16 protein-coding genes, 1 tRNA gene and 1 rRNA gene are annotated in these 26,458 nt (G+C 71.6%); 3 read left to right on the top strand and 15 right to left on the bottom strand.

All coding sequences use genetic code 11. The features are described 5' to 3' along the window. Positions 1-103 precede the first annotated feature (103 nt). Together C4J65_RS25740 and C4J65_RS25735 are read left to right on the top strand one after the other, a co-directional pair. Entirely contained in the window at positions 104-5,164 is a 5,061-nt protein-coding gene (locus C4J65_RS25740; RefSeq protein ID WP_115744520.1) for an ATP-dependent helicase, read from the top strand. Positions 5,165-5,182: 18 nt separating this feature from the next. Next, a complete protein-coding gene (locus C4J65_RS25735) occupies positions 5,183-6,013 on the top strand; it encodes a DNA-formamidopyrimidine glycosylase family protein (RefSeq protein ID WP_115744519.1) in 831 nt (276 codons plus the stop codon). A 37-nt stretch (positions 6,014-6,050) separates the two neighbouring features. On the opposite strand, the gene C4J65_RS25730 is transcribed toward C4J65_RS25735, so the two are convergent. From C4J65_RS25730 to C4J65_RS25675, 12 genes are all read right to left on the bottom strand, one after another. Further along, positions 6,051-6,536, bottom strand: a complete 486-nt coding sequence (locus C4J65_RS25730) for an SRPBCC domain-containing protein (protein ID WP_115744518.1) — start codon at positions 6,534-6,536, stop codon at positions 6,051-6,053. After that, entirely contained in the window at positions 6,533-6,922 is a 390-nt protein-coding gene (locus tag C4J65_RS25725; protein ID WP_115744517.1) for a metalloregulator ArsR/SmtB family transcription factor, read from the bottom strand. Before C4J65_RS25725 ends, C4J65_RS25730 begins: the two co-directional genes overlap by 4 nt. A gap of 39 nt (positions 6,923-6,961) precedes the next feature. After that, complete coding sequence (locus C4J65_RS25720; protein ID WP_115744516.1) at positions 6,962-7,228, bottom strand: hypothetical protein; 267 nt, start codon at positions 7,226-7,228, stop codon at positions 6,962-6,964. A 6-nt stretch (positions 7,229-7,234) separates the two neighbouring features. Continuing rightward, positions 7,235-7,705 (bottom strand): DNA starvation/stationary phase protection protein, encoded by a 471-nt coding sequence (locus C4J65_RS25715; RefSeq protein ID WP_115744515.1) that lies wholly within the window; start codon positions 7,703-7,705, stop codon positions 7,235-7,237. Between the two features lie 235 nt (positions 7,706-7,940). Next, the gene (locus tag C4J65_RS25710; protein ID WP_003973269.1) at positions 7,941-8,321 is read right to left on the bottom strand and encodes a helix-turn-helix transcriptional regulator; all 381 of its coding nucleotides are present in this window, start codon (positions 8,319-8,321) and stop codon (positions 7,941-7,943) included. A 109-nt stretch (positions 8,322-8,430) separates the two neighbouring features. After that, positions 8,431-8,976 (bottom strand): CinA family protein, encoded by a 546-nt coding sequence (locus C4J65_RS25705; RefSeq protein ID WP_115744514.1) that lies wholly within the window; start codon positions 8,974-8,976, stop codon positions 8,431-8,433. Then, complete coding sequence (gene pgsA / locus C4J65_RS25700; protein WP_115744513.1) at positions 8,973-9,761, bottom strand: CDP-diacylglycerol--glycerol-3-phosphate 3-phosphatidyltransferase; 789 nt, start codon at positions 9,759-9,761, stop codon at positions 8,973-8,975. Before pgsA ends, C4J65_RS25705 begins: the two co-directional genes overlap by 4 nt. Then, positions 9,758-11,239 carry a 30S ribosomal protein S12 methylthiotransferase RimO gene (rimO, locus tag C4J65_RS25695; protein ID WP_115744512.1) on the bottom strand — a complete coding sequence of 494 codons (1,482 nt, stop codon included), beginning with the start codon at positions 11,237-11,239 and terminating at the stop codon, positions 9,758-9,760. The genes pgsA and rimO overlap by 4 nt, the downstream gene beginning before the upstream one ends. A gap of 91 nt (positions 11,240-11,330) precedes the next feature. Further along, entirely contained in the window at positions 11,331-12,194 is an 864-nt protein-coding gene (locus tag C4J65_RS25690; RefSeq protein ID WP_115744511.1) for a helix-turn-helix domain-containing protein, read from the bottom strand. Positions 12,195-12,466: 272 nt separating this feature from the next. After that, complete coding sequence (locus C4J65_RS25685) at positions 12,467-15,220, bottom strand: DNA translocase FtsK (protein ID WP_205351061.1); 2,754 nt, start codon at positions 15,218-15,220, stop codon at positions 12,467-12,469. 202 nt (positions 15,221-15,422) lie between these two features. Beyond that, on the bottom strand, positions 15,423-16,097 hold the full coding sequence (locus C4J65_RS25680) for a response regulator (RefSeq protein WP_115744509.1): 675 nt from the start codon (positions 16,095-16,097) through the stop codon (positions 15,423-15,425). A 507-nt stretch (positions 16,098-16,604) separates the two neighbouring features. After that, complete coding sequence (locus C4J65_RS25675; RefSeq protein ID WP_115744508.1) at positions 16,605-22,094, bottom strand: HAMP domain-containing protein; 5,490 nt, start codon at positions 22,092-22,094, stop codon at positions 16,605-16,607. Positions 22,095-22,521: 427 nt separating this feature from the next. Between C4J65_RS25675 and C4J65_RS25665 the strand changes: the two genes are divergently transcribed. Next, complete coding sequence (locus C4J65_RS25665; protein ID WP_115744507.1) at positions 22,522-25,272, top strand: SpoIIE family protein phosphatase; 2,751 nt, start codon at positions 22,522-22,524, stop codon at positions 25,270-25,272. 47 nt (positions 25,273-25,319) lie between these two features. On the opposite strand, the gene C4J65_RS25660 is transcribed toward C4J65_RS25665, so the two are convergent. From C4J65_RS25660 to rrf, 3 genes are all read right to left on the bottom strand, one after another. Further along, positions 25,320-25,395, bottom strand: a tRNA-Thr gene (locus C4J65_RS25660). A gap of 83 nt (positions 25,396-25,478) precedes the next feature. Next, on the bottom strand, positions 25,479-26,204 hold the full coding sequence (locus C4J65_RS25655) for a DegT/DnrJ/EryC1/StrS family aminotransferase (protein WP_240330506.1): 726 nt from the start codon (positions 26,202-26,204) through the stop codon (positions 25,479-25,481). A 53-nt stretch (positions 26,205-26,257) separates the two neighbouring features. Next, positions 26,258-26,374: ribosomal RNA gene (gene rrf / locus C4J65_RS25650) — 5S ribosomal RNA — on the bottom strand. Between the last annotated feature and the right edge of the window lie 84 nt (positions 26,375-26,458).

Raw genomic sequence — 26,458 nt, 5'->3', positions numbered from 1 at the left:
CGAGCGGTCTCGACGGGCGACCGGGGGATGCCCGGTGACGACGGCGCCGGGCCCCCGTGCCCGGCCCGGGCCGATTGTCAGTGGTCGGGTGCACGATGGAGCCATGGTCAGCTCCGCACACCGAGCACTGGACGGCTTCTCACCCGCGACCCGCGGCTGGTTCACGGGGGCCTTCTCCGCGCCCACCTCCGCGCAGGCGGGCGCGTGGCAGGCCATCTCGCAGGGCTCGGACGTGCTCGTGGTCGCCCCCACGGGATCCGGCAAGACGCTGGCCGCCTTCCTCGCCGCGCTGGACCAGCTGACCTCGACACCCCCGCCCGCCGACCCCAAGAAGCGCTGCCGCGTCCTGTACGTCTCCCCGCTCAAGGCCCTGGCCGTCGACGTCGAGCGCAATCTCCGCAGCCCGCTGACCGGCATCCGCCAGGAGTCCGTGCGCCTCGGCCTGCCCGAGCCCGAGGTCAAGGTCGGCATCCGCTCGGGCGACACCCCGGCCGCAGAGCGCCGCGCCCTGTCCACCCGGCCGCCGGACATCCTGATCACTACCCCGGAATCCCTCTTCCTGATGCTGACGTCGGCCACGCGCGACGCGCTGACCGGCATCGATACGGTGATCCTGGACGAGGTGCACGCGGTCGCGGGCACCAAGCGCGGCGCCCATCTCGCGCTCACCCTGGAGCGGCTGGACGAGCTGCTGCCGAAGCCGGCCCGCCGGATCGGCCTGTCGGCGACGGTCCGGCCGGTGGACGAGGTCGCCCGGTTCCTGGCCCCGCGCGGCCGGGTCGAGATCGTCCAGCCGGAGTCGGGCAAGGAGTTCGACCTGTCCGTCGTCGTCCCCGTAGAGGACCTCGGCGAGCTGGGCGGTTCCCCGGTCGCGGACGGCAACGAGGGAGCGGAGCGCCCGTCGATCTGGCCGCACGTCGAGGAGCGGATCACCGACCTGGTCCAGTCGCACCGTTCGACGATCGTCTTCGCCAACTCCCGGCGGCTGGCCGAGCGCCTGTGCAACCGGCTCAACGAGATCGCGTACGAACGCGCGACCGGCGAGCCCCTGGGCGAGCACCACTCCCCCGCCGAGCTGATGGGCGGCTCGGGCGCCGCCCAGGGCGCGCCGCCCGTGATCGCCCGCGCCCACCACGGCTCGGTCTCCAAGGAGCAGCGCGCCCTCGTCGAGGAGGATCTGAAGGCGGGCCGCCTGCCCGCCGTGGTCGCCACCTCCAGCCTGGAGCTGGGCATCGACATGGGCGCCGTCGACCTGGTCGTCCAGGTCGAGTCGCCGCCCTCCGTCGCCTCCGGCCTCCAGCGCGTGGGCCGCGCGGGACACCAGGTCGGCGCGGTCTCCACGGGCGTGGTCTTCCCCAAGTACCGCGGCGACCTGGTGCAGTCGGCCGTGGTCACCGAGCGGATGCGCAGCGGCGCCATCGAGGCCCTGCGGATCCCCGCCAACCCGCTGGACGTGCTGGCCCAGCAGCTGGTGGCGATGACCGCGCTGGACACCTGGCAGGTCGACGACCTCCTCGCCACCGTCCGCCGCGCCGCACCCTTCGCCTCGCTGCCGGAGTCGGCCTTCACCGCCGTCCTCGACATGCTCGCGGGCCGCTACCCGTCCGACGCGTTCGCCGAGCTGCGCCCGCGCGTCGTGTGGGACCGGGTCGCCGGCACCGTCACCGGCCGCCCGGGGGCGCAGCGGCTCGCCGTGACGTCCGGGGGCACGATTCCCGACCGCGGACTCTTCGGGGTGTTCCTCGCCGGTGCCGACCCGAAGAAGGGCGGCGGCCGGGTCGGCGAGCTGGACGAGGAGATGGTGTACGAGTCCCGCGTGGGCGACGTCTTCACGCTCGGCACCAGCTCCTGGCGGATCGAGGACATCACCCGCGACCGGGTCCTGGTCTCCCCCGCACCGGGCGTGCCGGGCAGGCTGCCGTTCTGGAAGGGCGACCAGCTGGGCCGCCCCCTGGAGCTGGGCCGCGCGCTGGGCGCGTTCCTGCGCGAGATCGGCGCCCTGTCCAAGGAGGACGCCCGGCTGCGCCTGGTCACCGCGGGTCTGGACGCCTGGGCCGCGGACAACGTGCTGGCGTACCTCGACGAGCAGCGCGAGGCCTCCGGCCACGTCCCCGACGACCGCACCATCGTCGTCGAGCGCTTCCGGGACGAGCTGGGCGACTGGCGGGTCGTGGTCCACTCCCCCTTCGGCGCCCAGGTCCACGCCCCTTGGGCCCTCGCCCTGGGCGCCCGGCTGTCCGAGCGCTACGGCATGGACGCCCAGGTCATGCATGCCGACGACGGCATCGTGCTGCGCCTGCCGGACGCCGACCTGATGGGACTGGACTTCCTCGACCAGGACCCCGCGAAGCCGGGCCTCGAGTACGACGCGGAGAAGGCGCCCGTCGGCGCGGCCGACGTCGTCTTCGACAAGGGCGAGGTCGACCGGGTCGTCACCGACCAGGTGGGCGGCTCGGCCCTGTTCGCGTCCCGCTTCCGCGAGTGCGCCGCCCGCGCGCTGCTGCTGCCGCGCCGCAGCCCCGGCAGGCGCACCCCGCTGTGGCAGCAGCGCCAGCGCGCCGCGCAGCTGCTGGAGGTGGCGAGCGAGTACGGCTCGTTCCCGATCGTCCTGGAGGCGGTCCGCGAGTGCCTCCAGGACGTCTTCGACGTCCCCGGCCTGGTCGAGCTGATGGGCGACGTGGAGGCCCGCAAGGTCCGCCTGGTCGAGGTCACCACCCCGGAGCCCTCCCCGTTCGCCCGCTCCCTGCTCTTCGGCTACGTCGCCCAGTTCCTGTACGAGGGCGACTCGCCGCTCGCCGAGCGCCGGGCGGCCGCCCTGTCCCTGGACTCGCGGCTGCTGGCCGAGCTGCTCGGCCAGGCGGAGCTGCGCGAGCTGCTCGACGCGGAGGTGCTCACCGAGCTGGAGCGCGAGCTGCAGTGGCTCACCGAGGACCGTCGCATCAAGGATCCCGAGGGCGTCGCCGACCTGTTGCGGGTGCTCGGCCCGCTGACGGACGCGGAGCTGGCCGAGCGGGGCGCCGAGCCGCAGTGGGCGCCCGAGCTGGCCGGAGCCCGCCGCGCGATCAGGGTGCGCATCGCCGGCGCCGACCACTGGGCGGCGATCGAGGACGCGGGCCGGCTGCGCGACGCGCTGGGCACGGCGCTGCCCGTCGGTGTGCCGGAGGCCTTCACCGAGCCGGTCAAGGACCCGCTCGGCGACCTCCTGGCCCGGCACGCCCGCACCCACGGCCCCTTCACGTCGGTCACCGCGGCGGCCCGCTTCGGTCTGGGCGTCGCGGTCACCGAGGGCGCCCTCCAACGGCTCGCCGGGTCGGGACGGGTCGTACAGGGCGAGTTCCATCCGGCCGGCATCGGCCAGGAGTGGTGCGACGCGACCGTTCTGCGCAGGCTGCGCCGCCGTTCCCTGGCCGCGCTCCGGCACGAGCTGGAGCCGGTGGCACCGGCCGCGCTCGGCCAGTTCCTCCCCCAGTGGCAGCACATCGGCAAGGGGCACACGCTGCGCGGCATCGACGGGCTGGTCCGCGCCGTCGAGCAGTTGCAGGGCGCCTCCGTGCCCGCATCCGCCCTGGAGAAGCTGGTCCTGCCCTCCCGCGTGGCGCACTACAAGCCCGCGATGCTGGACGAGCTGACGGCCGCCGGTGAGGTGGTCTGGGCCGGGGCGGGTTCGCTGCCCGGCAAGGACGGCTGGGTCTCTCTCTACCTGGCGGACGCGGCCCCGCTGCTCCTGCCGCCCCCGCATCCCCTGGAGACGACCGCTCTGCACGAGTCCGTCCTGAACACGCTCTCGGGCGGGTACGGCCTGTTCTTCCGCCAGATCGCCGACCAGGTCCGCGCCACCACCCACCCGGAGGCCACCGACCCGCAGCTGGCCGACGCGCTGTGGGACCTGGCCTGGTCCGGACGGCTGACGAACGACACGCTGGCGCCCCTGCGCTCCCTGCTGGGTTCGGGGCGCACCGCGGGTTCCACGGCCCACCGTGCCAAGCGCGCGGTGCCCCGCGGCCGGTACGGCTCGTTGACGGCCGCCGCCCGCCCGGCGTCCCGCACCGGGCCGCCGACGGTCGCGGGCCGCTGGTCGCTGCTGCCCGACCGCGAGGCCGACGGCACGGTGCGGGCCCATGCCCTGGCCCGCACGCTCCTCGACCGGCACGGCGTGGTGACCCGCGGCGCCGTCGCCGCGGAGGGCATCGAGGGCGGCTTCTCGGCGGTGTACCGGATCCTGGCCGCGTTCGAGGAGAGCGGCCAGGCCCGGCGCGGTTACGTGGTGGAGGGGCTCGGGGCGGCGCAGTTCGCCATGGAGGGCGCCGTGGACCGATTGCGTGCGGTGGCGAACGCACGCGAGCGCGGTGACGGCCCGGCCGGGCCGGAGGACTTCCCGCGCGACGGCTCCGCGGCCCGGCCCGGGACCGACGGCTCAGACGGCTCCGCCGGACCCGCCGACGACTCCTCCCTCAACCCCTTCGACGCCCAGGACCCCTTCGACCGCCACGACCCCTTCGCCGACTACACGTCCGACAGCCCTGGGGGCTCGGGGAACTCGCGGAGCCCGGGAGGCCAGGGTGGGGCCGGAGGCCCGGCGCCCTTCGACGACGTCTTCGCCGACCCCGACCGTCTGGGCCGCTCACCCTCCCGCGGCGACTACATCTCACCGCGCGACTACGCCGAGCCGGGCGCCGGTGGTCCGCGCGGGGGCGGGGCGCACGCCCGTTTCGAGGGCCCGCGCGGCTCGTACGGCAGCGGTTTCCCGGGCCGTCGCGACCGTACCGCCGTCGGTCCGCGGGCCGTCGTGCTGGCCGCCGCCGACCCGGCGAACGCGTACGGTGCGGCCCTCGGCTGGCCCGAGCCGCCGGCCGGTGCCACGCACAAGCCCGGTCGCAAGGCGGGCTCCCTGGTGGTGCTCGTCGAGGGTGAACCGGCACTCTACATGGAGCGCGGCGGCAAGACCCTGCTGCTGTGGCCCTCCGACCCCGACCGGCTGCCCACCGAGGACCCACGGCTGCGAGCCGCGGCCGAAGCGCTCGCGGAGGCCGCCCGCGCCGGTTCCCTCGGCACGGTCACGGTGGAGCGGGTCAATGGCACGGCGGCGCTGACGTCCCCGTTCGGCCCGCTCCTGGAGGGGGCGGGGTTCATCGCCAACCCGCGCGGTCTGCGCATCAGGGCGTGACCCTGTCACCCTTGAGCCATGCCCGAAGGAGACACGGTCTGGCAGGCGGCGCGACGGCTGCACGACGCCCTCGCGGGCCGGGTGCTGACCCGCAGCGACTTCCGCGTCCCCCGGTACGCCACGGTCGACCTCACCGGCCGCACCGTCCTGGACGTCACCCCGCGCGGCAAGCATCTGCTGACCCGTGTCGAGGGCGGTCTGACGGTGCACTCGCACCTGCGGATGGACGGCTCCTGGAAGGTGTTCGCGCCCGGTCAGCGCTGGAGCGGCGGCCCGGCGCACCAGATCAGGGTGATCCTCGGCACCGCCGACCGCACGGCCGTCGGCTACCGCCTCCCGGTGCTGGACATCCTGCGCACCGCCGACGAGCAGCGCGCCGTCGGCCATCTCGGCCCCGATCTGCTGGGCCCCGACTGGGACCCGGAGCGGGCCCTGGACAACCTTCGCGCGGACCCGTCCCGCGCGCTCGGCGAGGCCCTGCTCGACCAGCGCAATCTCGCCGGCATCGGCAACGTCTACAAGAGCGAGCTGTGCTTCCTGCTCGGCGTCACGCCCTGGCTGCCGGTCGGCGAACTGCCCGCCGACCGGGCCGCGCGACTGCCGACGCTCGCGAAGAAGCTCCTGGAGGCCAACCGTGACCGCCCGGTCCGCCGCACGACGGGCCTGCGCGGCCAGGACCTGTTCGTGTACGGCCGGGCGCCCCGCCCCTGTCTGCGCTGCGGCACGTCGGTCCGGGTGGCCGACCAGGGCGACGGCTCCCGTGAGCGCCCCACGTACTGGTGCCCGACCTGCCAGGCGGGCCCCGCGCCGCGTCCGGGCGGCGTCACGGGTTTCCGGACACGGCGCTGAGCGAGGGTGCCGGGAGTCCGCGGGAAGTCGGGCTGCCCTAGGCGGCGAGCAGGGCGTCCATCTGGCCGGCCGCCTCGCGCAGGCCGTCCGCCATGCCCATCGTCACGAGCTGCTCCATCTGCTCCCGGGTGTCGAAGACCGCCCGCATCTCCATGCGGGTGCCGCCGTCGCGCTCGGTGAGCGTCACCCGGTTCGCGGTCGTCGGCATCGCGGCGTTCGGCACCCCGTCCTCGTCGGCGAATCCGTCGGTGAACTCCAGCGACCTCGGGGCGTCGACCGTCGCCACCCGCCACCAGCCTCGGTACTTCTCGCCTTCCGGGCCGGTCATGAAGTACGTGACGTCTCCGCCCGGGGTCAGGTCGTGCTCCTCCACCGTCGCCGGGTAGGCCGGCGGTCCCCACCAGCGCTCCAGCTGCCGGGGATCGGACCACAGCTGCCACACCCGTTCCACCGGAGCGGTGAAGTCGGCGACCAGGGTGAGGGTCAGGTTGTCGAGATCCTTGTCCAGGCTGGTGACACTCATCGGTTCTGTCCTTCCGTGGGTTGCTGCGCTTCGGATCCGGCCTCCGGCGCCTCGGCGAGCAGGCCGGACATCCGCTCCACCCGTCCGCGCCAGGCGGCCTCCAGTTCGTCCAGGGCACGGCGGGCCCGGCCCAGGGCGTCGGGATCGGTCCGCACGAGCTGCTCCCGTCCGCGGCGCTCCTTGACCACCAGACCGGCCCGCTCCAGTACCGCGACGTGCTTGTGCACGGCGGCGAAGCTCATCGGATAGGCCTCGGCCAGCCGTGACACCGACAGGCCGTCCCGCACGCAGCGGCGCAGGATGTCGCGGCGGGTCAGGTCGGCCAGGGCCTGGAACAGGCGGTCCGTGCCCGCTTCCGCCTCTTCGACAGCTCTATCTACAACCATTTGGTTGTACGTTACTCCTCCAGGCACTCGCCGTAAAGGTCAGCGCCCGTCCGGGCGGGTCCGGGCCGGTCCCCGCGTCCGTGTCCCGCGCAGGGCCCGTCTCCACCGTCCCGCACCCAGCGCTCCCACGGCCCGGCGCCGTGGCACACAGTGCACCGGCAGCACGCTCAGCCCCCAGCCGCCGACCGCGACCGCCCCTTCGAGCACCCCGGCGCCGGGCTCCAGCGCCAGGCGCAGCACGGCCCACCACCACAGCACGCCGAGGCCCAGCGCGGCCGCCCGGCGGGCCGTCGGCGCCGAGACCATCCCGCGTCATCCGTTTTCGGCCTGGAACATCCAGTGCTGCTTCTCGAGGTCGGCCGTGATCTGGATGAAGATGTCCTGGCTCACGGGATCGGGCTCATCGCTCGCCGCGATCCGCTCGCGCATCCGCCCGATCACCGCGCCCAGCGCGTCCACGATGGTCTGCACGGCGGTGGTGTCGTCGACCCAGCCCTCGGGGGTCACGTCGATGCCGCTGCCGACGGCGACCGTCGCGGCCCGTCCGTCCGGGGAGACGCCGAGCGCCGAGGCGCGTTCCGCCACGGTGTCCGAGTGCGTGCGGGCGGTGCCGACGAGTTCGTCCAGCTGGAGGTGTACGGAGCGGAAGCGCGGGCCGACCACGTTCCAGTGGATCTGCTTCGCCACCAGGGACAGGTCGACCAGGTCGACGAGGGCGCCCTGCAACGCCTCGGAGACGGTCTTCAGGTCCGCGTCGGACAACGGGCTCTTCACGACGTACATCCACGCCTCCGTCGGTTCGCCCCCCGGCCATCTCCCTCCACGATGACCGCCTCCACACCGACCGGCAAACCGGCGGCAGCAGCGCCCGGGCCGCTCACGCCCGCAGGTCGGACGCCGCCGGGCCGCTCACGCCCGCCCGCCGGACGCCTCCGGACATGCGAAAACCCCGGCCTCGTCACTCCGGTCTCCGGAGCGACCCCTGGCCGGGGCCTCACACGCACACGTTCTCGGGCGCTCAGGCGGCGACGACGTCCACTGCCTCGGCGGGCGCCTTGATGGTCACGCGTTCCGGTGGCACACCGGTCACCGAGACGGAACCCAGCATCGGGCGCACCGGTGCCGGTACGGTCTCGCTGGGCGTCGCCGCGGCGGACCGGGCCAGCTCGGCAAGGGCGAGTTCGTCGCTCACTTCGCGCATGAGCTCGGACATCCGTACGTCCAGCGCGTCGCAGATGGCGGAGAGCAGCTCGGAAGAAGCCTCCTTCTGCCCCCGCTCCACCTCGGAGAGATAGCCGAGTGAGACTCGGGCGGACGAGGAGACTTCGCGCAGAGTACGGCCCTGGCGTTGGCGCTGCCGACGCAGCACGTCACCCAGCAGGCGACGGAGCAGAATCATCGGTGGCTCCCTCCTCGGACCGTGTAACCGCATCCTTCACGCCCCACCGTACCGCCTCGCGCCGCGGCCGTGCGGGGAGCGATGTCGTGTTCACTCAGGGCTGCAAACATCAAAACCCCCCGTTCCGTTCCGTATCCTGTGCCCGCTCATTCCCGGTCTGTTCGCTCGCAAGCTCCCTCAAAAGAAGTGCGAGTACGCTCCGTACACTCTCCATACGAATTTCCGCGCGGTCGCCGTTCAACCGCAGCGCCTCCACTTTTCCGCCATCGGCGCAACCCTGCTCGGCCCCGGAGGGCCCGTCCACGGCTACGAAAACCGTCCCCACGGCCTGCCCGTCCTGCGGGTCCGGGCCGGCCACGCCGGTGGTCGCGATACCCCAGTCGGCGCCCAGCACCGTGCGTACGCCCGCCGCCATCTGGGCGGCGACCTGCGGATCCACCGCCCCGCGCGCCGTGAGCAGCTCGCCGTCGACGCCGAGCAGTTCCCGCTTCAGCTCCGTGGCGTACGCGGTGACGGAGCCCCGGAAGGCCTTGGACGCCCCGGGGACCGCCGTGAGCGCGGCGGCGACCATTCCACCCGTCAGTGACTCGGCGACCGCGAGGGTCTCGCCCCTGACCGTGAGTAGTCGCACCACGTCGGCGGCCGTGGAGCTCAACCTTCCGTCCCCTTCAACGCCGCTCTGCGTTCGGCGATTCCCCGGCGGCGCAGCACAATGGCCTGCTTTACATAGTCCAGGCCGGTCGCGACGGTCAGGACGACCGCCGCCGCCATCACCCAGAACCTCAGGGTGGCCAGGGGCCCCGTCAGCGCCAGGACGTACATGCCGACGGCGATGCCCTGGGTGAGCGTCTTGAGCTTGCCGCCCCGACTCGCGGGGATGACGCCGTACCGGATGACAACGAAACGCAGGACGGTGATCCCGAGTTCCCGGCCGAGGATGACGGCCGTCACCCACCACGGCAGGTCGCCGAGCGCGGACAGGCAGATGAGCGCCGCGCCCATGATCGCCTTGTCGGCGATGGGGTCGGCGATCTTCCCGAAGTCGGTGACGAGGTTGTAGGTGCGCGCCAGGTGCCCGTCGAAGAGGTCCGTGATCATGGCGATGGCGAAGGCGGCCCAGGCGAAGGAGCGCCAGGCCGGGTCGTACCCGCCGTTGCCGAGCATGAGCGCGACGAAGGCCGGCACCAGGAGCAGCCGGAGCATCGTCAGCAGATTGGCGACGTTCCAGACACTCGCCTGGTTGACGGCGGCCGCCGCGATCTTGCCACCGCGTCCGGCCGCACCGCCCTCGGTCGCGCCCCGTTCCGCCGTGCCCCGGTCCACGGCGCCCCCCGGGTTCGTACAGTCGCCCGGTTCCTGTGCCGCGCCGGCGGCGCCCCGCGGACCGGCCCTGCGCGCACTGGAGGAGCCGCCCGCCGCGGACGCCGGGACTCCGGTCATCTGCCGGCCTCCTCACTCCACTCGGGCGATCCCGGCAGCGGTTCGGCCACCAGGTCGACACCCTCCGTACCGACCACCTTCGCGTCGACCATACGACCGACACTCAGGCCCGCGCCGCTCGTGAGCAGCACCTGGCCGTCCGTCTCGGGCGCCTGGTGCTCCGCGCGGCCGCGGACGCCGTCCCCGTCGTCGGCCGGGTCCACGGACTCGACGAGTACCCGCACGGTCGCGCCGACGCGCTCGTCGGCCCGCTGCGAGACCAGTTCCTCGGCGAGGCGGGAGACGTGCGCCAGCCGCTCGGCGACGACGTCCTCGTCCAGCTTGTCGCCGTAGGTCGCCGCCTCGGTGCCCTCCTCGTCGGAGTACCCGAAGACGCCGATGGCGTCGAGACGGGCGTGGTTCAGGAACCGCTCCAGCTCGGCGAGGTCCGCCTCGGACTCGCCGGGGAAGCCGACGATGAAGTTGGAGCGCACGCCGGCCTCGGGGGCCTTGCTCCGGATGGTGTCGAGCAGTTCCAGGAAGCGGTCGGTGTCGCCGAAGCGGCGCATGGCGCGCAGCACGTTCGGCGCGGAGTGCTGGAAGGAGAGGTCGAAGTAGGGCACGACCTTCTCGGTGGAGGTCAGCACGTCGATCAGGCCGGGGCGCATCTCGGCCGGCTGGAGGTAGCTGACCCGCACCCGCTCGATGCCGTCGACCTCGGCCAGGTTCGGCAGCAGCGACTCGAGGAGCCGGATGTCGCCGAGGTCCTTGCCGTAGGAGGTGTTGTTCTCGGAGACCAGCATGATCTCCTTGACGCCCTGCTCGGCCAGCCACCGCGTCTCGTTGAGCACGTCGCTGGGGCGGCGCGAGATGAAGGAGCCGCGGAAGGACGGGATGGCGCAGAAGGAGCAGCGGCGGTCGCAGCCCGAGGCCAGCTTCACCGAGGCGACCGGGGAGCCGTCCAGCCGGCGGCGCAGCGGCGCACGGGGCCCCGAGGCGGGGGCGACACCCTCGGGCAGGTCGGTCGGGCCGTGCCCCGGCAGGGCGACCGAGGCGCCGGCCTCCTGCCGCTCGGCGGGGCTGATCGGCAGCAGCTTGCGCCGGTCGCGCGGGGTGTGGGCGGCGTGGATGCCGCCGTTCAGGATGGTCTGCAGGCGGTCGGAGATGTCGGCGTAGTCGTCGAAGCCGAGGACGCCGTCGGCCTCCGGGAGGGCGTCGGCCAGCTCCTTGCCGTAGCGCTCGGCCATGCAGCCCACCGCCACGACGGCCTGCGTTCTTCCGTGGCCCTTGAGGTCGTTGGCCTCCAGGAGGGCGTCCACGGAGTCCTTCTTGGCGGCCTCGACGAAGCCGCACGTGTTCACGACGGCGACGTCCGCTTCCTCGGCGTCGTCGACGAGCTTCCAGCCGTCCGCCTCCAGACGGCCTGCGAGCTCCTCCGAGTCCACCTCGTTACGGGCGCAGCCAAGGGTGACGAGTGCGACGGTACGGCTTTCAGGCATGGGCTCAAGACTACTTCGTCCCGCCGACAGCCCACGTCGACGGGGTTGGCCGATCTCGGCCAACCCCGTGTCGACTCGTCCCCCGCGTCGCCTATCCGACCTGCGGGTCGCCCTTCGTGTACGTCAGGCGCTCGACCGCGCCGGGCCGGAAGTCGTCCTCGATCTTCTTGCCGTTGACGTAGAGCTGGATGGCTCCGGCGTCGCCGAGGACGAGTTTGACCTTCTCGTTGTCCTGGAAGGTCTTGGAGTCGCCCTGCTTGAGCAGTCCGTCGAAGAGCAGCCGGCCATTGTGGTCCTGGGCGGAGATCCAGCTGCGGCCCTCGGTGGCGCTGACCTTGACGGTCACCTTGTCCGCGGGCGCGGCGGCGATGGCACTGTCGCTCGGTTCCGGCTTGGGGTCGGCGGGCTTCTTGGGCTTGGCGCTCGACGAGGCGGACTCGCCGGACGAGGGTTGGGCCCCCTCGGCGACGCTCGCCTCGTTGCCGCCGTCGTCGCCGCCCTTGACGAACGTGAATCCCACGAAACCGATCACGGCGACGATCGCGGCGACCATGGCGGCGGTCCAGTTGGGTCCGCGCCGCTCGGGGCGGATGCGCTCCGCCTCGAACAGGGGCGCGGCGGGGGTCGGCGCCGGGCGCCCGCCGTGCTCGGCGTCGAACCGCGCGAGCAGTTCGGCCGGGTCGAGCCCGACGGCCTTGGCCAGGGTGCGGATGTGACCGCGCGCGTAGACGTCGCCGCCGCAGGGCGCGAAGTCGTCCGCCTCGATGGCGTGCACGATGGCGATGCGGACCCGGGTGGCGGTGGTGATGTCGTCGACGGTCAGCCCGGCGGCGATCCGGGCCTGCTTGAGGGCGTGGCCGACGGAGGGGCGGGCTTCCTCGGAAACGTCGTCAGGGGCGTCGTGGGACACGTCTTCGATCGGACGCTCGTCTTCAGGGGAGTTGCCGTTGGACACGGGGGCGCCTTTCGAGCGTTTAGCCGCCTGTGCTGGGCGTTCAGTCTAGGGGGGGTGCAAACGGGTGGGGCAACCGGGCGGTACGACCTTTACGCCATCGGAATGGCCCGGCACCCCGATGGTGGACTACCTGTTTGTCACTTCCCTCAACTTGACGTAGGGCCTGGGGAAACGGTTGCTCAATGATCCCTAACGGGTGAGTCACGATCGGCCGCCCGGCCGTCGTGCCCCACCGCCGGAGGAACGTCGGCGAACCCTCCGCCTACCCGCCCCTACCCTTCAGACTCCCCACGGATCACCGCGAGCACGCCGTCCAGCTCGTCAGGCTTCACGAGAACGTCACGAGCCTTCGAACCCTCGCTCGGTCCGACGATGCTCCGCGACTCCATCAGGTCCATCAGCCGCCCGGCCTTCGCGAAGCCGACCCGCAGCTTGCGCTGGAGCATCGAGGTGGACCCGAACTGGGTGGAGACGACCAGCTCGGCCGCCTGGCACAGCAGGTCGAGGTCGTCGCCGATGTCCTCGTCGATCTCCTTCTTCTGCTTGGTGCCGACCGTGACGTCCTCGCGGAAGACCGGCGCCATCTGGTCCTTGCAGTGCTGGACGACGGTCGCGACCTCCTCCTCGGTCACGAACGCGCCCTGCATACGGGTCGGCTTGTTCGCGCCCATCGGCAGGAAGAGGCCGTCGCCCTTGCCGATCAGCTTCTCGGCGCCGGGCTGGTCGAGGATGACCCGGGAGTCGGCGAGCGAGGAGGTGGCGAAGGCGAGCCGGGAGGGCACGTTGGCCTTGATCAGGCCGGTGACGACGTCCACGGAGGGCCGCTGGGTGGCCAGCACCAGGTGGATGCCGGCCGCGCGCGCGAGCTGCGTGATCCGCACGATCGCGTCCTCGACGTCACGCGGGGCGACCATCATCAGGTCGGCCAGTTCGTCCACGATCACCAGCAGGTACGGGTACGGCTGGAGCTCGCGCTCGCTGCCCTCGGGCGGCTTGACCTTGCCCTCGCGCACCGCGCGGTTGAAGTCGTCGATGTGCCGGTAGCCGTAGGCGGCGAGGTCGTCGTAGCGCAGGTCCATCTCGCGCACGACCCACTGGAGCGCCTCGGCGGCACGCTTCGGGTTGGTGATGATCGGCGTGATCAGGTGCGGGATGCCCTCGTACGCGGTCAGCTCGACGCGCTTGGGGTCGACCAGGATCATCCGGACGTCCTCCGGGGTCGCCCGCATCATGATCGAGGTGATCAGGCAGTTGATGCAGGACGACTTGCCGGAGCCGGTGGCACCGGCGACCAGCATGTGCGGCATCTTCGCCAGCGAGTGCATGACGTAGCCGCCCTCAACGTCCTTGCCGAAGGCGACCAGCATCGGATCGTCGTCCTCGGCGGACTCCGCGAGGCGCAGTACGTCGCCGAGGTTGACCATCTCCCGGTCGGTGTTGGGGATCTCGATGCCGACGGCGGACTTGCCGGGGATCGGGCTGATGATCCGCACGTCGGGACTGGCGACGGCGTAGGCGATGTTCTTGGTCAGTGCGGTGATCCGCTCGACCTTCACGGCGGGGCCCAGCTCGACCTCGTAGCGCGTGACCGTCGGGCCGCGGGTGAAACCGGTGACGGCGGCGTCGACCTTGAACTCGGTGAAGACGGTGGTCAGCGAGGCGACTATGGCGTCGTTGGCGGCACTGCGCGCCTTGCCGGGTCCGCCGCGCGTGAGGGCGTCGAGGGACGGCAGGGAGTAGGTGATGTCGCCGGAGAGCTGGAGCTGCTCGGCGCGCGGCGGCAGGTCCCGCTCCTTGGGCAGCGGCGTCTTCGTGAGGTCGGGGACCGCACCGCCCGCCGGTTCCCGTTCGGTCGCCTTCGTGGCGTCCTTCTTGAGCTTCCCGGGCTGCGGCCGCGCGGCCGGCACCGGCGTGGGCGTCGGGGTGGTGGACTCGCGCTCCCCGGTGCTCACGCCCTGGGTGAGGTCGGCGACCAGCGGGGAGGGCGGCATCCCGTGCAGTACGGCGCCGTCGAGCGCGGCGGCGGCGGCTGCGGCGACGTCCACGGCGTCCATCGGACGGTTCATCTCGGGCTGCGGCACGGCGGACCGCCGGGGCCTGCCGCGGCGCCGGCCGAGCGCCTCCTGCTCGGCCGCGTCGGGGTCGTACGGCTCGGCTGCGGCCGGTTGGGCGCGCTTGCGGGGCCGCGCGGGCAGTGCCTCGCGCCACTGCTCGTCGTAGCGCTCGTCGTCGTCGGCGAACTCGTCCGTCTCCGGCTCGTGAACCACGCCGAGCCGCACCCCGAGCTGCCGCAGCCGCTGCGGGATCGCGTTGACCGGGGTGGCCGTGACGACGAGCAGCCCGAAGACGGTGAGCAGCACGAGCAGCGGCACGGCCAGCATGTCGGTCATCGTGTACGACAGCGGAGTGGCCGCACCCCAGCCGATGAGGCCGCCGGCGTCCCTTATGGCCTGCATGCCCTCGCTGCGGGCCGGTGACCCGCAGGCGATGTGCACCTGGCCGAGCACGCCGATGACGAGCGCGGACAGGCCGATCACGATCCGTCCGTTGGCCTCGGGCTTCTCGGGGTGCCGGATGAGGCGTACGGCGATGGCGCCGAGCAGGATCGGCACGAGCAGGTCGAGCCGGCCGAAGGCGCCGGTCACGAGGATCTCGACGAGGTCGCCGACGGGGCCCTTGAGGTCGGCCCAGGTGCCCGCGGCGACGATCAGCGCGACGCCGAGCAGCAGCAGGGCGACGCCGTCCTTGCGGTGGGCGGGGTCGAGGTTCTTGGCGCCCTGCCCTATGCCGCGGAAGACGGCGCCCACTCCGTGCGCGAGGCCCAGCCAGAGCGCGCGCACCAGCCGGTAGACGCCGCCGGTGGGGTTCGGAGCCGGTTTGGGCGCGGGTTTCTTCGCCGCGGCCTTCTTGGCGGGTGCCTTCTTCGCGGGCGCCTTCTTCGCGGCGGCCTTCTTGGCCGGACCCTTCGCGGGAGCGGCCGCCTTCTTCGCTGGCTGCTTCTTGGCTGCGGAGGGACGTGAGGCCATGGGTGTGAGGTTACCGGGGGAGACGGCGGTCGACACGTGTGCCTACCGCTTCACCCGTTCGTGTCGCCGCTGCACGGGGCGGAACTGACGCCTCCGGTACAGCCCCTGACAAGCCCTCACGGGCCCTCTCACAGGCCACTTCACGGACGGGGCCGCACGGGCGGCCGCGACGAGGCTCGCGACAGCAGGGGCGCTTGCGACGTCAGTTGACGGCGGTCTGACCGCCGGACGAGCCCGGCTCCAGGGCGTCCAGTGCCCGCCGCAGCCCGGTGAGCTTGCGCTCCAGGTGGGCGGCCGTCGCCACCGCGGCCGCGTCCGTCGACTCGTCGCCGAGCTGCTTGGACAGCGCCTCCGCCTGCTCCTCGACGGCCGCCAGCCGCGCCGACAGCTCGGCGAGCAGCCCCGCCGGCTCCTTGGCCTCGCCGACCGCGGCCTTGTCGTTGCCCTCCAACTGGAGGCGCAGCAGGGCCGCCTGTTCCCGCAGCTGGCAGTTCTTCATGTACAGCTCGACGAAGACCGAGACCTTGGCGCGCAGCACCCAGGGGTCGAACGGCTTGGAGATGTAGTCCACGGCGCCTGCCGCGTACCCGCGGAAGGTGTGGTGGGGCCCGTGGTTGATCGCCGTGAGGAAGATGATCGGGATGTCCCGGGTCCGCTCCCGCCGCTTGATGTGCGCGGCGGTTTCGAAGCCGTCCATGCCCGGCATCTGGACGTCCAGCAGAATGACCGCGAAGTCGTCCGTGAGCAGTGCTTTGAGCGCTTCCTCCCCGGACGATGCCCGCACCAGCGTCTGATCGAGCGCCGAGAGGATCGCCTCCAGCGCAAGCAGATTCTCCGGCCGGTCATCGACCAGGAGGATCTTGGCCTTCTGCACCATGGCCCGCCCTCCTCGCCCCGGCGTGGGGCCTCCCCTGTCCACAGGACTTGGCACGGCACCGGCGGGTGCCGCCTCCGGGGACGGCTCCCTTGCGCCGCCCGTCCTTGTGCCGGTCATCGTAGCCGCACCCCGCCTGTCGCCACACCCTGTCACCGTGATGTCACTGTGCTCATAGCAGAAACGCTGCGGGAGACCAGAAGGTTCCCCGAATCCCGTACTTCTACACGGCTTCGGGCACGCTGGGTCAGCGACTTCGCGCGGCCCCCGAAGGTTCCCGCCGTTTACACACACCCCACGTTCGCACACCGTCCGAGCGAGTCGCACGGAAGGTGCCCGTACGTACGAGGAGACCCTGCCCGAACGTACTACGGGCCCGGGGGCCGGACGTACCGATCACTTCCCGCCCGGCCCCGCGGCCGCCACCGGCTCCCCCGACGCTCGGGGTCCCCCGACGCTCCGGCTCCCCCGACGCTCGGGGTCCCCCCCGGCTCTCCGGGCTCGCCGGGCTCACTCCTCGCGCATCCACTGCTGCATCACCGTCAGCAGGTGGTCGGGGTCGACCGGCTTGGTCACGTAGTCGGAGGCGCCCGACTCGATCGCCTTCTCCCGGTCGCCCTTCATCGCCTTCGCGGTCAGCGCGATGATGGGCAGGCCGACGAACTGGGGCATCCGCCGGATCGCCGTGGTCGTCGCGTATCCGTCCATCTCGGGCATCATGATGTCCATCAGGACGACCGCCACGTCCTCGTGCTGCTCCAGCACCTCGATGCCCTCACGCCCGTTCTCCGCGTACAGCACGGACAGCCCGTGCTGCTCCAGGACGCTGGTGAGGGCGAAGACGTTGCGGATGTCGTCGTCGACGATCAGCACCTTCTGCCCGCCGAACCGGACCCCCCGGTGCCCCTGCGGGACCGTCTCCTGCCCGGCGCCCGGCTGCCGCTCCCGCGCCTCGGGCCGGTCCTCGGTGTCCGCGGCCGGCTTGCGACGGCGCCGGAACAGCGCGGCCGCGCCGTTCTGCGAGTCCTGGTACGACTTCACCTCGGCCGGCGTCTCGACCCCGACACCGGGCAGCTCGGCCACGGCACCCGAGGACGTCGGCAGTTCACCGGCCTCCACCGAGGGCAGCGGCTGCTGGTAGCCGTGCGGGGGCAGCTCGCTGGGGTGCAGCGGCAGGTAGAGCGTGAAGGTCGACCCGCGGCCCGGCTCGCTCTGCGCGTGGATCTCGCCGCCGAGCAGCTGCGCGATCTCCCGCGAGATGGACAGCCCGAGGCCCGTACCGCCGTACTTGCGGCTCGTGGTGCCGTCGGCCTGCTTGAACGCCTCGAAGATCACCTGCATCTTGCTGGCCGCGATCCCGATGCCCGTGTCGCTCACGGAGAACGCGATCAGCTCGGCGTCCGGGTCGTTCATCGAGCCGGCCTCGAGCAACTGCTCCCGGATGGCCTTCGGGACCTCGTCCCGGGCCGGCCGGATGACCAGCTCGACGGAGCCCGAGTCGGTGAACTTCACCGCGTTGGACAGCAGGTTGCGCAGCACCTGGAGCAGCCGCTGCTCGTCGGTGTGCATGGTGGCGGGCAGGCCCGGCGACACCCGCACCGACAGGTCCAGGCCCTTCTCCGCGCTCAGCGGCCGGAAGGTGGCCTCCACGTAGTCCACGAGCTGGACGAGCGCGATGCGCGTCGGGGAGACGTCCATCTTCCCCGCGTCGACCTTCGACAGGTCGAGGATGTCGTTGATGAGCTGGAGCAGGTCGGAGCCGGCGCCGTGGATCGTCTCGGCGAACTCGACCTGCTTCGGGGTCAGGTTCGCGTCGGCGTTGTCCGCGAGCAACTTGGCCAGAATCAGCAGCGAGTTGAGCGGTGTGCGCAGCTCGTGCGACATGTTGGCCAGGAACTCGCTCTTGTACCGCATGGAGACCGCGAGCTGCTCGGCACGCTCCTCCAGGACCTGCCGCGCCTCCTCGATCTCGGTGTTCTTCACCTCGATGTCGCGGTTCTGCTGCGCCAACAGCTCGGCCTTCTCCTCCAGTTCGGCGTTGGACGACTGGAGCGCCTTCTGCCGCTGCTCCAACTCCTCCGACCGCTCCCGCAGTTGCTCGGTCAGCTCCTGCGACTGGCTCAGCAGCACCTCCGTCTTGGTGTTCACGGAGATGGTGTTGACGCTGGTCGCGATCATTTCGGCGATCTGGTTCAGGAAGTCCTTCTGGATGTGCGTGAACGGCGTGAAGGACGCCAGCTCGATGACACCGAGCACCTGCCCCTCGAACAGCACCGGCAGCACGATCACCTGCGCGGGCGGCGCCTCGCCGAGCCCGGAGGAGATCTTCAGGTAACCGCTCGGCGCGTTCTCCACGAGGATCGTGCGCTTCTCCTGGGCGGCCGTGCCGACCAGCGCCTCGCCCGGCCGGAACGAGGTGGGCATGGACCCCATCGAGTAGCCGTACGACCCCAGCATGCGCAGCTCGTACGCGTCGCCCTCGGCGCCCGCCTGCTCCTGCCCGTCCACCAGGGGCATCGCGAGGAAGAACGCCCCGTGCTGGGCGGAGACCACCGGCGTCAGCTCGCTCATGATCAGCGAGGCCACGTCCTGGAGGTCGCGGCGGCCCTGCATGAGGCCGGAGATCCGGGCCAGATTGCCCTTCAGCCAGTCCTGCTCCTTGTTGGCGATCGTGGTGTCGCGCAGGTTGGCGATCATCTTGTTGATGTAGTCCTGCAGCTCGGAGATCTCACCCGAGGCGTCCACGTCGATCTTCAGGTTCAGGTCGCCGCGGGTCACCGCGGTCGCCACGCGCGCGATGGCCCGCACCTGCCGGGTGAGGTTCCCGGCCATCTCGTTCACGGACTCCGTCAGGTCGCGCCAGGTGCCGTCGACGTCCCGCACGCGTGCCTGACCGCCGAGCTGCCCCTCCGTGCCCACCTCACGGGCGACGCGGGTGACCTCCTCGGCGAAGGACGACAGCTGGTCCACCATCGTGTTGATGGTCGTCTTCAGCTCCAGGATCTCGCCGCGTGCGTCGATGTCGATCTTCTTGGTCAGGTCGCCCTTCGCGATCGCCGTGGTGACCATGGCGATGTTGCGCACCTGGCCGGTCAGATTCGACGCCATCTGGTTCACCGACTCGGTGAGGTCCTTCCACGTCCCCGACACGCCCGGCACCTGCGCCTGGCCGCCCAGGATGCCGTCGGTGCCCACCTCGCGGGCCACCTTGGTCACCTGGTCGGCGAAGGACCGCAGCGTCCGCACCATGGTGTTGAACGTGTCGGCGAGCTGCGCCACCTCGCCGCGCGCCTCGATCGTCACCGTCCGCGTCAGGTCTCCGTTGGCGACGGCCGCGGCCACCTGGGAGATGTTCCGCACCTGGACCGTGAGGTTCTTGGCCATCAGGTTGACGTTGTCGTTGAGGTCCTTCCAGATGCCCACGACACCGGGCACGCTCGCCTGGCCGCCCAGGATGCCCTCCGTACCCACCTCGCGGGCCACCCGCGTGACCTGCTCGGCGAAGGACGACAGCTGGTCCACCATCGTGTTGACGGTGGTGACCAGTTCGAGGATCTCGCCCTTGGCGTCGACGGTGATCTTCTTCGACAGGTCACCCTTGGCGACCGCGGTCGTCACCTCGGCGATGTTGCGCACCTGCATGGTCAGGTTGTTGGCCATGCCGTTCACGGACTGCGTGAGGTCCTTCCAGGTACCGGAGACGCCCTGCACCTCCGCCTGGCCGCCAAGGATGCCCTCGGTGCCCACCTCGCGCGCGACGCGCGTGACCTCCTGGGCGAACGACGACAGCTGGTCCACCATCGTGTTCAGGGTGTTCTTCAGCTCCAGGATCTCCCCGCGCGCGTCCACGGTGATCTTCTGGGACAGGTCACCGCGGGCCACCGCTGTCGCGACCTGCGCGATGTTGCGGACCTGCGCGGTGAGATTGCCGGCCATGCCGTTCACCGAGTCGGTCAGGTCCCGCCACACACCGGCGACCCCGGGCACCTGCGCCTGACCGCCGAGGCGGCCCTCCGTGCCTACCTCACGGGCGACCCGGGTGACCTGCTCGGCGAAGCTGGAGAGCTGGTCGACCATCGTGTTGATGGTGTTCTTCAGCTCCAGGATCTCGCCGCGCGCGTCGACGTCGATCTTCTGGGACAGGTCGCCGCGCGCCACGGCCGTCGTCACCTGGGCGATGTTGCGGACCTGGGAGGTCAGATTGCCGGCCATGGAGTTGACGGAGTCCGTCAGCTCCTTCCAGGTCCCCGACACGCCGTCGACCCGTGCCTGACCGCCCAGGCGCCCCTCCGTGCCCACGTCCCGGGCCATCCGCGTCACCTGGTCGGCGAAGCTGGAGAGCTGGTCCACCATCGTGTTCACGGTGTTCTTCAGCTGGAGCATCTCGCCGGAGACGTCCACCGTGACCTTCTGCGACAGGTCGCCGTTGGCCACCGCCGTCGTCACCTGGGCGATGTTCCGCACCTGACCGGTGAGGTTGCGGAACGCGGTGTTGACGGAGTCCGTCAGGTCCTTCCACGTCCCCGCCGCCCCCGGCACCTGCGCCTGGCCGCCCAGCTCACCCTCGACACCGACCTCCCGGGCCACCCGCGTGACCTCGGCACCGAACGCGGAGAGCTGGTCCACCATCGTGTTGACGGTGTTCTTCAGCTCCAGCATCTCGCCGGCCACGTCCACCGTGACCTTCTGCGACAGGTCACCGCTGGCCACCGCCGTCGTCACCGCCGCGATGTCCCGCACCTGCGTGGTCAGGTTCCGGAAGACCGTGTTGACGGAGTCCGTCAGGTCCTTCCAGATGCCGGCCGCGCCCGGCACGTTCGCCTGCCCGCCGAGCTGCCCCTCGCCACCGGTCTCGTTCGCCACGCGCGTGACCTCGTCCGCGAAGATCCGCAGCGTCTCGGTCATCTGGTTGATCGTCTCGGCGAGCTGCGCGACCTCGCCCCGGGCCGGGACCGTCACCTTCTTCGACAGGTCGCCGTTGGCGACCGCCGTCGTCACGTGCGAGATCTCCCGCACCTGGGCCGTCAGGTTCCCGGCCATGGTGTTGACGGAGTCGGTCAGCTCCTTCCACACCCCGGCCACGCCCGGCACCTGCGCCTGCCCGCCCAGGGCGCCCTCCGTGCCCACCTCGCGGGCGACGCGCGTCACCTCGGACGAGAACGCGGAGAGCTGGTCCACCATCGTGTTGACGGTGTTCTTCAGCTCCAGCATCTCGCCGGCCACGTGCACCGTGACCTTCCGGGACAGGTCGCCCTTGGCCACCGCCGTCGTGACCAGCGCGATGTCCCGCACCTGGGCGGTGAGCCGGTACGCCATCGTGTTGACGGAGTCCGTCAGGTCCTTCCACGACCCGGACATTCCGCGCACCCGGGCCTGACCGCCCAGCTTGCCCTCGGTGCCGACCTCGCTGGCCACCCGGGTGACCTCGTCCGTGAACGTCGACAGCTGGTCGACCAGGTTGTTCACGGTCCGGCCGACCTTCAGGAACTCACCGCGCAGCGGCTGCCCGGTGCCCTCGTCGTTCTGCGTGCGCAGCTCCATGCGCGGCGACAGGTCGCCGTCCGCCACCGCCGACAGCACCCGGCTGACCTCGGAGACGGGCCGTACGAGGTCGTCCACCAGCGCGTTCGAGTGGTCGATCGCGGCCGCCCAGGACCCCTCGCAGGCGCCGGTCTCCAGCCGCTCCGTGAGTTTTCCCTCACGTCCGACCACGCGCCGCACCCGGGCCAGCTCACCCGTGAGGTGCAGATTGCGGTCGGCCACCTCGTTGAAGACCGCGGCGATCTCCGACATCACGCCGTCGCCGGACACCGTGAGCCGCCTGCGGAAGTTCCCCTCGCGCATGGACACCAGCGCCGCGAGCAGCCGGTTCAGCGCGGCCGTGTCCACCGTCGTACTGCCGCTCCGTGCGCCGCCACCCCGCGATTTGCCCTGGTTACTCAGGGACTGTCCGCCTTTCGCGCGCGTCTTCGTGGTCCGCGTCGCTGCGCCAGACTCCACTGTGTCCCTCCCGCAGGGGTCGACCGATACCGCTGTGCCCGGCCGCCCACACTCGGCGGACCGGTTCCTGCCGCTTACTTCCCGTACTGCCGGGACTTCCCGTACTGCCGGGACTTCCCGCACTGCCGGGCGATCCGGTCCGGCACGCCGGACCGCTTCCAGGGCTGCTGCCCACGCGACTCGGCGCGCATTCACCTGCCCGGACCTTCATAAGCAGCTTGCCCAGTGTTTCACCCCGGCCGAACCAGGCCATAACAGTTCGGCAGCTTCGCACATCGTCCGCACACCCTCTGGGCGGAAACACTGCAGACCGGCATTCGGATGGACGGCGAAGGTAAGTAACCTTGCATACGGCTGTCCAGCCAAACCGGTCCGTCCGGTCTGGGCGGTGGCACGGAGACGAGCGGGCATCGGAGGGGCGGCCGGAATGACCACCGGACTGATCCCGGGGGAGCAGCCCCCGGATCCCGGGCCGACGGGTGGGCTGCCGCAGCAGCGGCACGAGCCGGTCGGCCATGAGGCCGTGCACGGGGAGAGAGGGTCGAGGAGTTCTGTGATCACCGCGCGCGCGGCCGCCAGCTTCGAGCCCGTCGGACGATCCGTGGCGAGCGCCCGGTCTTTCGTCCGCGACACGCTCCAGGGCTGGGGCCATGCGGACATCGTCGACGACGCCGTGGTGCTCACCAGTGAACTGGTGACCAATGCCGTGGTCCACGCCGGCACCACCGCCGACGTGGTCTGCCTGCGCAGTGACGACGGCGTACGGATCGAGGTCGCCGACCACTATCCGGAGCGCGAGGTCCCCCTCCAGGGCTCTCCCGCCAACATGGGCAGCCTCGACCGCGAGGGCGGCCGCGGCCTCCAGCTGTGCGCGGCCCTGGCCGACCGCTGGGGCGTGGAGTACACGCCCACCCTGAAGAACGTCTGGTTCCACCTCCATCTGCCCGAGCGTCCGGTCGGCACCCGCGCCGCCGGTCCCGCCCTGCCGGCCGCCCTGCTGCCGCTCGCGGACGGCCGGGTCCGCGTCGCCGTCGTCCAGATCGACCGCACCGGCGCCGTCACGTCGTGGAACGAGGACGCCGAGGACCTCTTCGGCTACTCCGGCGACCAGGTCACCGGCAAGCCGCTCACCGACCTCGCCGCCTGGCCGCACACCCCCGGCACCAGCACCGGAATCGCCGAGGCACTCCAGCTCTCCCGCTGGGAGGGCAGCTACGGCATGCGGGGCGCCAACGGCCGGGTGACCCCGGTCTACGCCTCCCACCTGCGCGTCCGCGACGCCGACGGCGAGCCCTCCACGGTCTGCCTCCTCGTGCGCGACCACGAACGCGCGGTACTGCAGACCCCGTTGCGCGTGCCGGCCGCCGACTCCCCGTCCTCCGAAGGGCAGAGCGCGGACCCCTTCGAGGTGTTCATCGGCTCCCCCGCGCCGGACGACCTCGACGGACTCCTCCAGCGCACGGTCGAACGCGCCCGCGACATGCTCGACGCCGACGCCGCCTTCCTGCTCCTGGCGACCGACGACGAAACGGAGTTGGAGGTCCGCGCCTCCACCGGCCTGCCCTCCGCACGTCAGCGTTTCGCCCGCGTCCCCGTCGAGGCCGGACCCGGCCGCTACGGCTCGGCGCGCATGCCCGCCGTCCACGACGACCTGGAGGCGGTCCCCGGCGCGGTCCCGCTGCTCAACAGCACGGGCATGCGCTCGGTCGTCACCGTCCCGCTCAAGGTCGAGGGCCGTCTCACCGGCTCGCTCGGCGTCGCCGCCGAGGCCCCCGGCCGGTACTCCAACGAGGAGGCGCTGCGCCTCCAGTTCGCGGCCGACCGCATCGCGCTGGCCGTCGAGTCGGCGCGCCTCGGCGAGCTGGAGCGGCTGCGCCGCGGCTCGCTCAGCTTCCTCGTCGAGGCCTCCGACCTCCTCGCCGGCACCCTCGACCGCGACCAGACGCTGGCCCTGATGGCCCAGATGACGGTCCCGACCCTGGCCACCTGGTGCGCGGTCTACACGATCGCCGACCAGGCCTCGGACCCGTACCTCTCCTACGTCCTGCACGAGGACGAGGAGCTCATCGACGGCATCAAGTCCCTGCTGTCGAAGATCGCCCCGCCCGACCCGGTGCCCACCCCGGGCGCCCGCGTGTGGACGGCCCCCGCCGAGATGGCCCACCAGGCGGCGCTGCGCACCTCCATGCGGGACCTCGGCCTCAGCGGCGGCCCGACCCCGCAGTTGAGCACCGGCATCGGTCCGACCCTCGCCACCGCCTCCGCGGTCGGCGGCGAGACCGTCGTCCTGCCCCTGGTCGCCCGCAACCGCGTCATCGGCATGCTGACCCTGGGCAAGCCCACCGACGACCACTTCCGCCAGGAGATCCTCGAACTCGCCGAGGACCTGTCCCGCCGCGCCGCCCTGGCCCTGGACAACGCCCGGCTGTACTCGGAGCGCACGGCCATCAGCCAGTCCCTCCAGCGCAGCCTCCTGCCCCCGGAGCTGCCCGTCATCGACGGCGTCGAGGTGGAGGTCATCTACCGCGCGGCCGGCGAGGGCAACGAGGTCGGCGGCGACTTCTACGACCTCTTCCCCATCAGCGACGACGCGTACGGCTTCGCCATCGGCGACGTCTGCGGTACGGGCCCCAACGCGGCCGCCGTCACCGGCCTCGCCCGACACGCCCTGCGCCTGCTCGCCCGGGAGGGGCTGAGCGGCCCTGCGGTCCTGGAGCGCCTCAACTCCGCCATCCTCGACGAGGGCGCCCGCAGCCGCTTCCTCACGCTGCTGTACGGCGAGATGCGCCCGCAGGAGGACGGCAGCGCGGAGCTCAAGGTGGTCTGTGCCGGCCACCCGCTCCCCCTGCGTCTCCGCCAGGACGGCACGGTCGAGCCTGCCGCCGAACCCCAGCCCCTCCTCGGCGTCATCGAGGACCTGGAGCTGTACGAGCAGACGGTCACCCTCGATCCGGGCGACGTCCTTCTCTGCGTCACCGACGGCGTCACCGAACGCCGCGAGGGCACCCGCATGCTGGGCGACGACGGCCTCGCCGACGTGCTCACTACCTGCACGGGCCTGACGGCGGGCGCGGTGGCCGCCCGCATCATGCGCGCGGTGGAGCGCTTCGCCTCCGACGCCCCGTCCGACGACATGGCGATCCTCGCGATGCGCGTCCCGGAGCCCCACACGGACTGAGCCAGGGCATGCGAAAGGCCCCGCCCGAATGGGCGGGGCCTTTGTTCTGGAGCCCCCAAACGGAATCGAACCGTTGACCTTCTCCTTACCATGGAGACGCTCTACCGACTGAGCTATAGGGGCCTGTTGCTTTTCGAGGTTCCCCTCGCGGCAACGGAATAGATCATACCCCGGACAGGCCGGTGCTCCCAACCACGGACTTGCCTTCAATGCGCGGGCTGCAGCAGTCCACCGAGCGCATTGCAGGCGGACACGACCCGCTGCATGTCCCGCTTGGTCAACGCCGCTTCGACGGGCAGCGCCAGCGTCTCGTCGACGGCCCGCTCCGTCTCCGGCAGCGACACACACCGCCGGAATCCAGGCATGCGGTGCACGGGTGTCCTCACCGGCACCCGGCATTCGACGCCCCTCCCCCGCAGCGCGCGGGCGAACGCGTCACGATCCGGCCGGCCGTTTCCCGGAACCCGCACCACGTACTGCTGATAGGTGTGCCCGTCGCCCCCGTCGGGGGTCCGCACACCCCTCAACTTCCCGTCGAGATAGGCCGCCCGCTGCCTGCGCCGCGCTATCTCGTCGTACGGCGCCTCGGACTCGCCCCGCTCCAGTACGAGCAGCCGGTGCCGCTCCCCGAGCCGGTGCAGAGAGCCCATGTCCGCCGGCCGCCCGAACCGGTGCACGACGACCACCGCCGCGGTCCGGGGCGTCAGCGCAGCCTCCACCAGAGAGGCGTCCAGGCAGTACGTGGCCGGATCTATGTCGGCGAACACCGGCAACGCGCCCGCCATGGCCACGGCCTCGGCGACCTCCGCGTTCCCGAAGGCAGGTACGACGACCTCGTCACCGACGCCCACGCCGGCGGCCCTGAGCATTGCTGCAGTACCCATACGGCAGATGGTCGGGGCGCAACGTGAACACGAAGTGACGGAAAGCAAAAAAGGGTTGGTCTCGGAACCGAAGTTCCGGGACCAACCCTCTTCTAATAATTGTTCGGCGGCGTCCTACTCTCCCACAGGGTCCCCCCTGCAGTACCATCGGCGCTGTAAGGCTTAGCTTCCGGGTTCGAAATGTAACCGGGCGTTTCCCCTACGCTATGACCACCGAAACACTATGAAACACTCAACCGCACCACGCTGTGGACGTGGGGTTGTTCGTGGTTTCAGAACCAACACAGTGGACGCGAGCAACT

The sequence above is a fragment of the Streptomyces sp. CB09001 genome (assembly GCF_003369795.1).
In the GTDB taxonomy this organism is placed as follows: domain Bacteria; phylum Actinomycetota; class Actinomycetes; order Streptomycetales; family Streptomycetaceae; genus Streptomyces.
The sequence above is the reverse complement of the archived record's forward strand: the minus strand, read 5'-3'. Positions and strand labels throughout refer to the sequence as shown.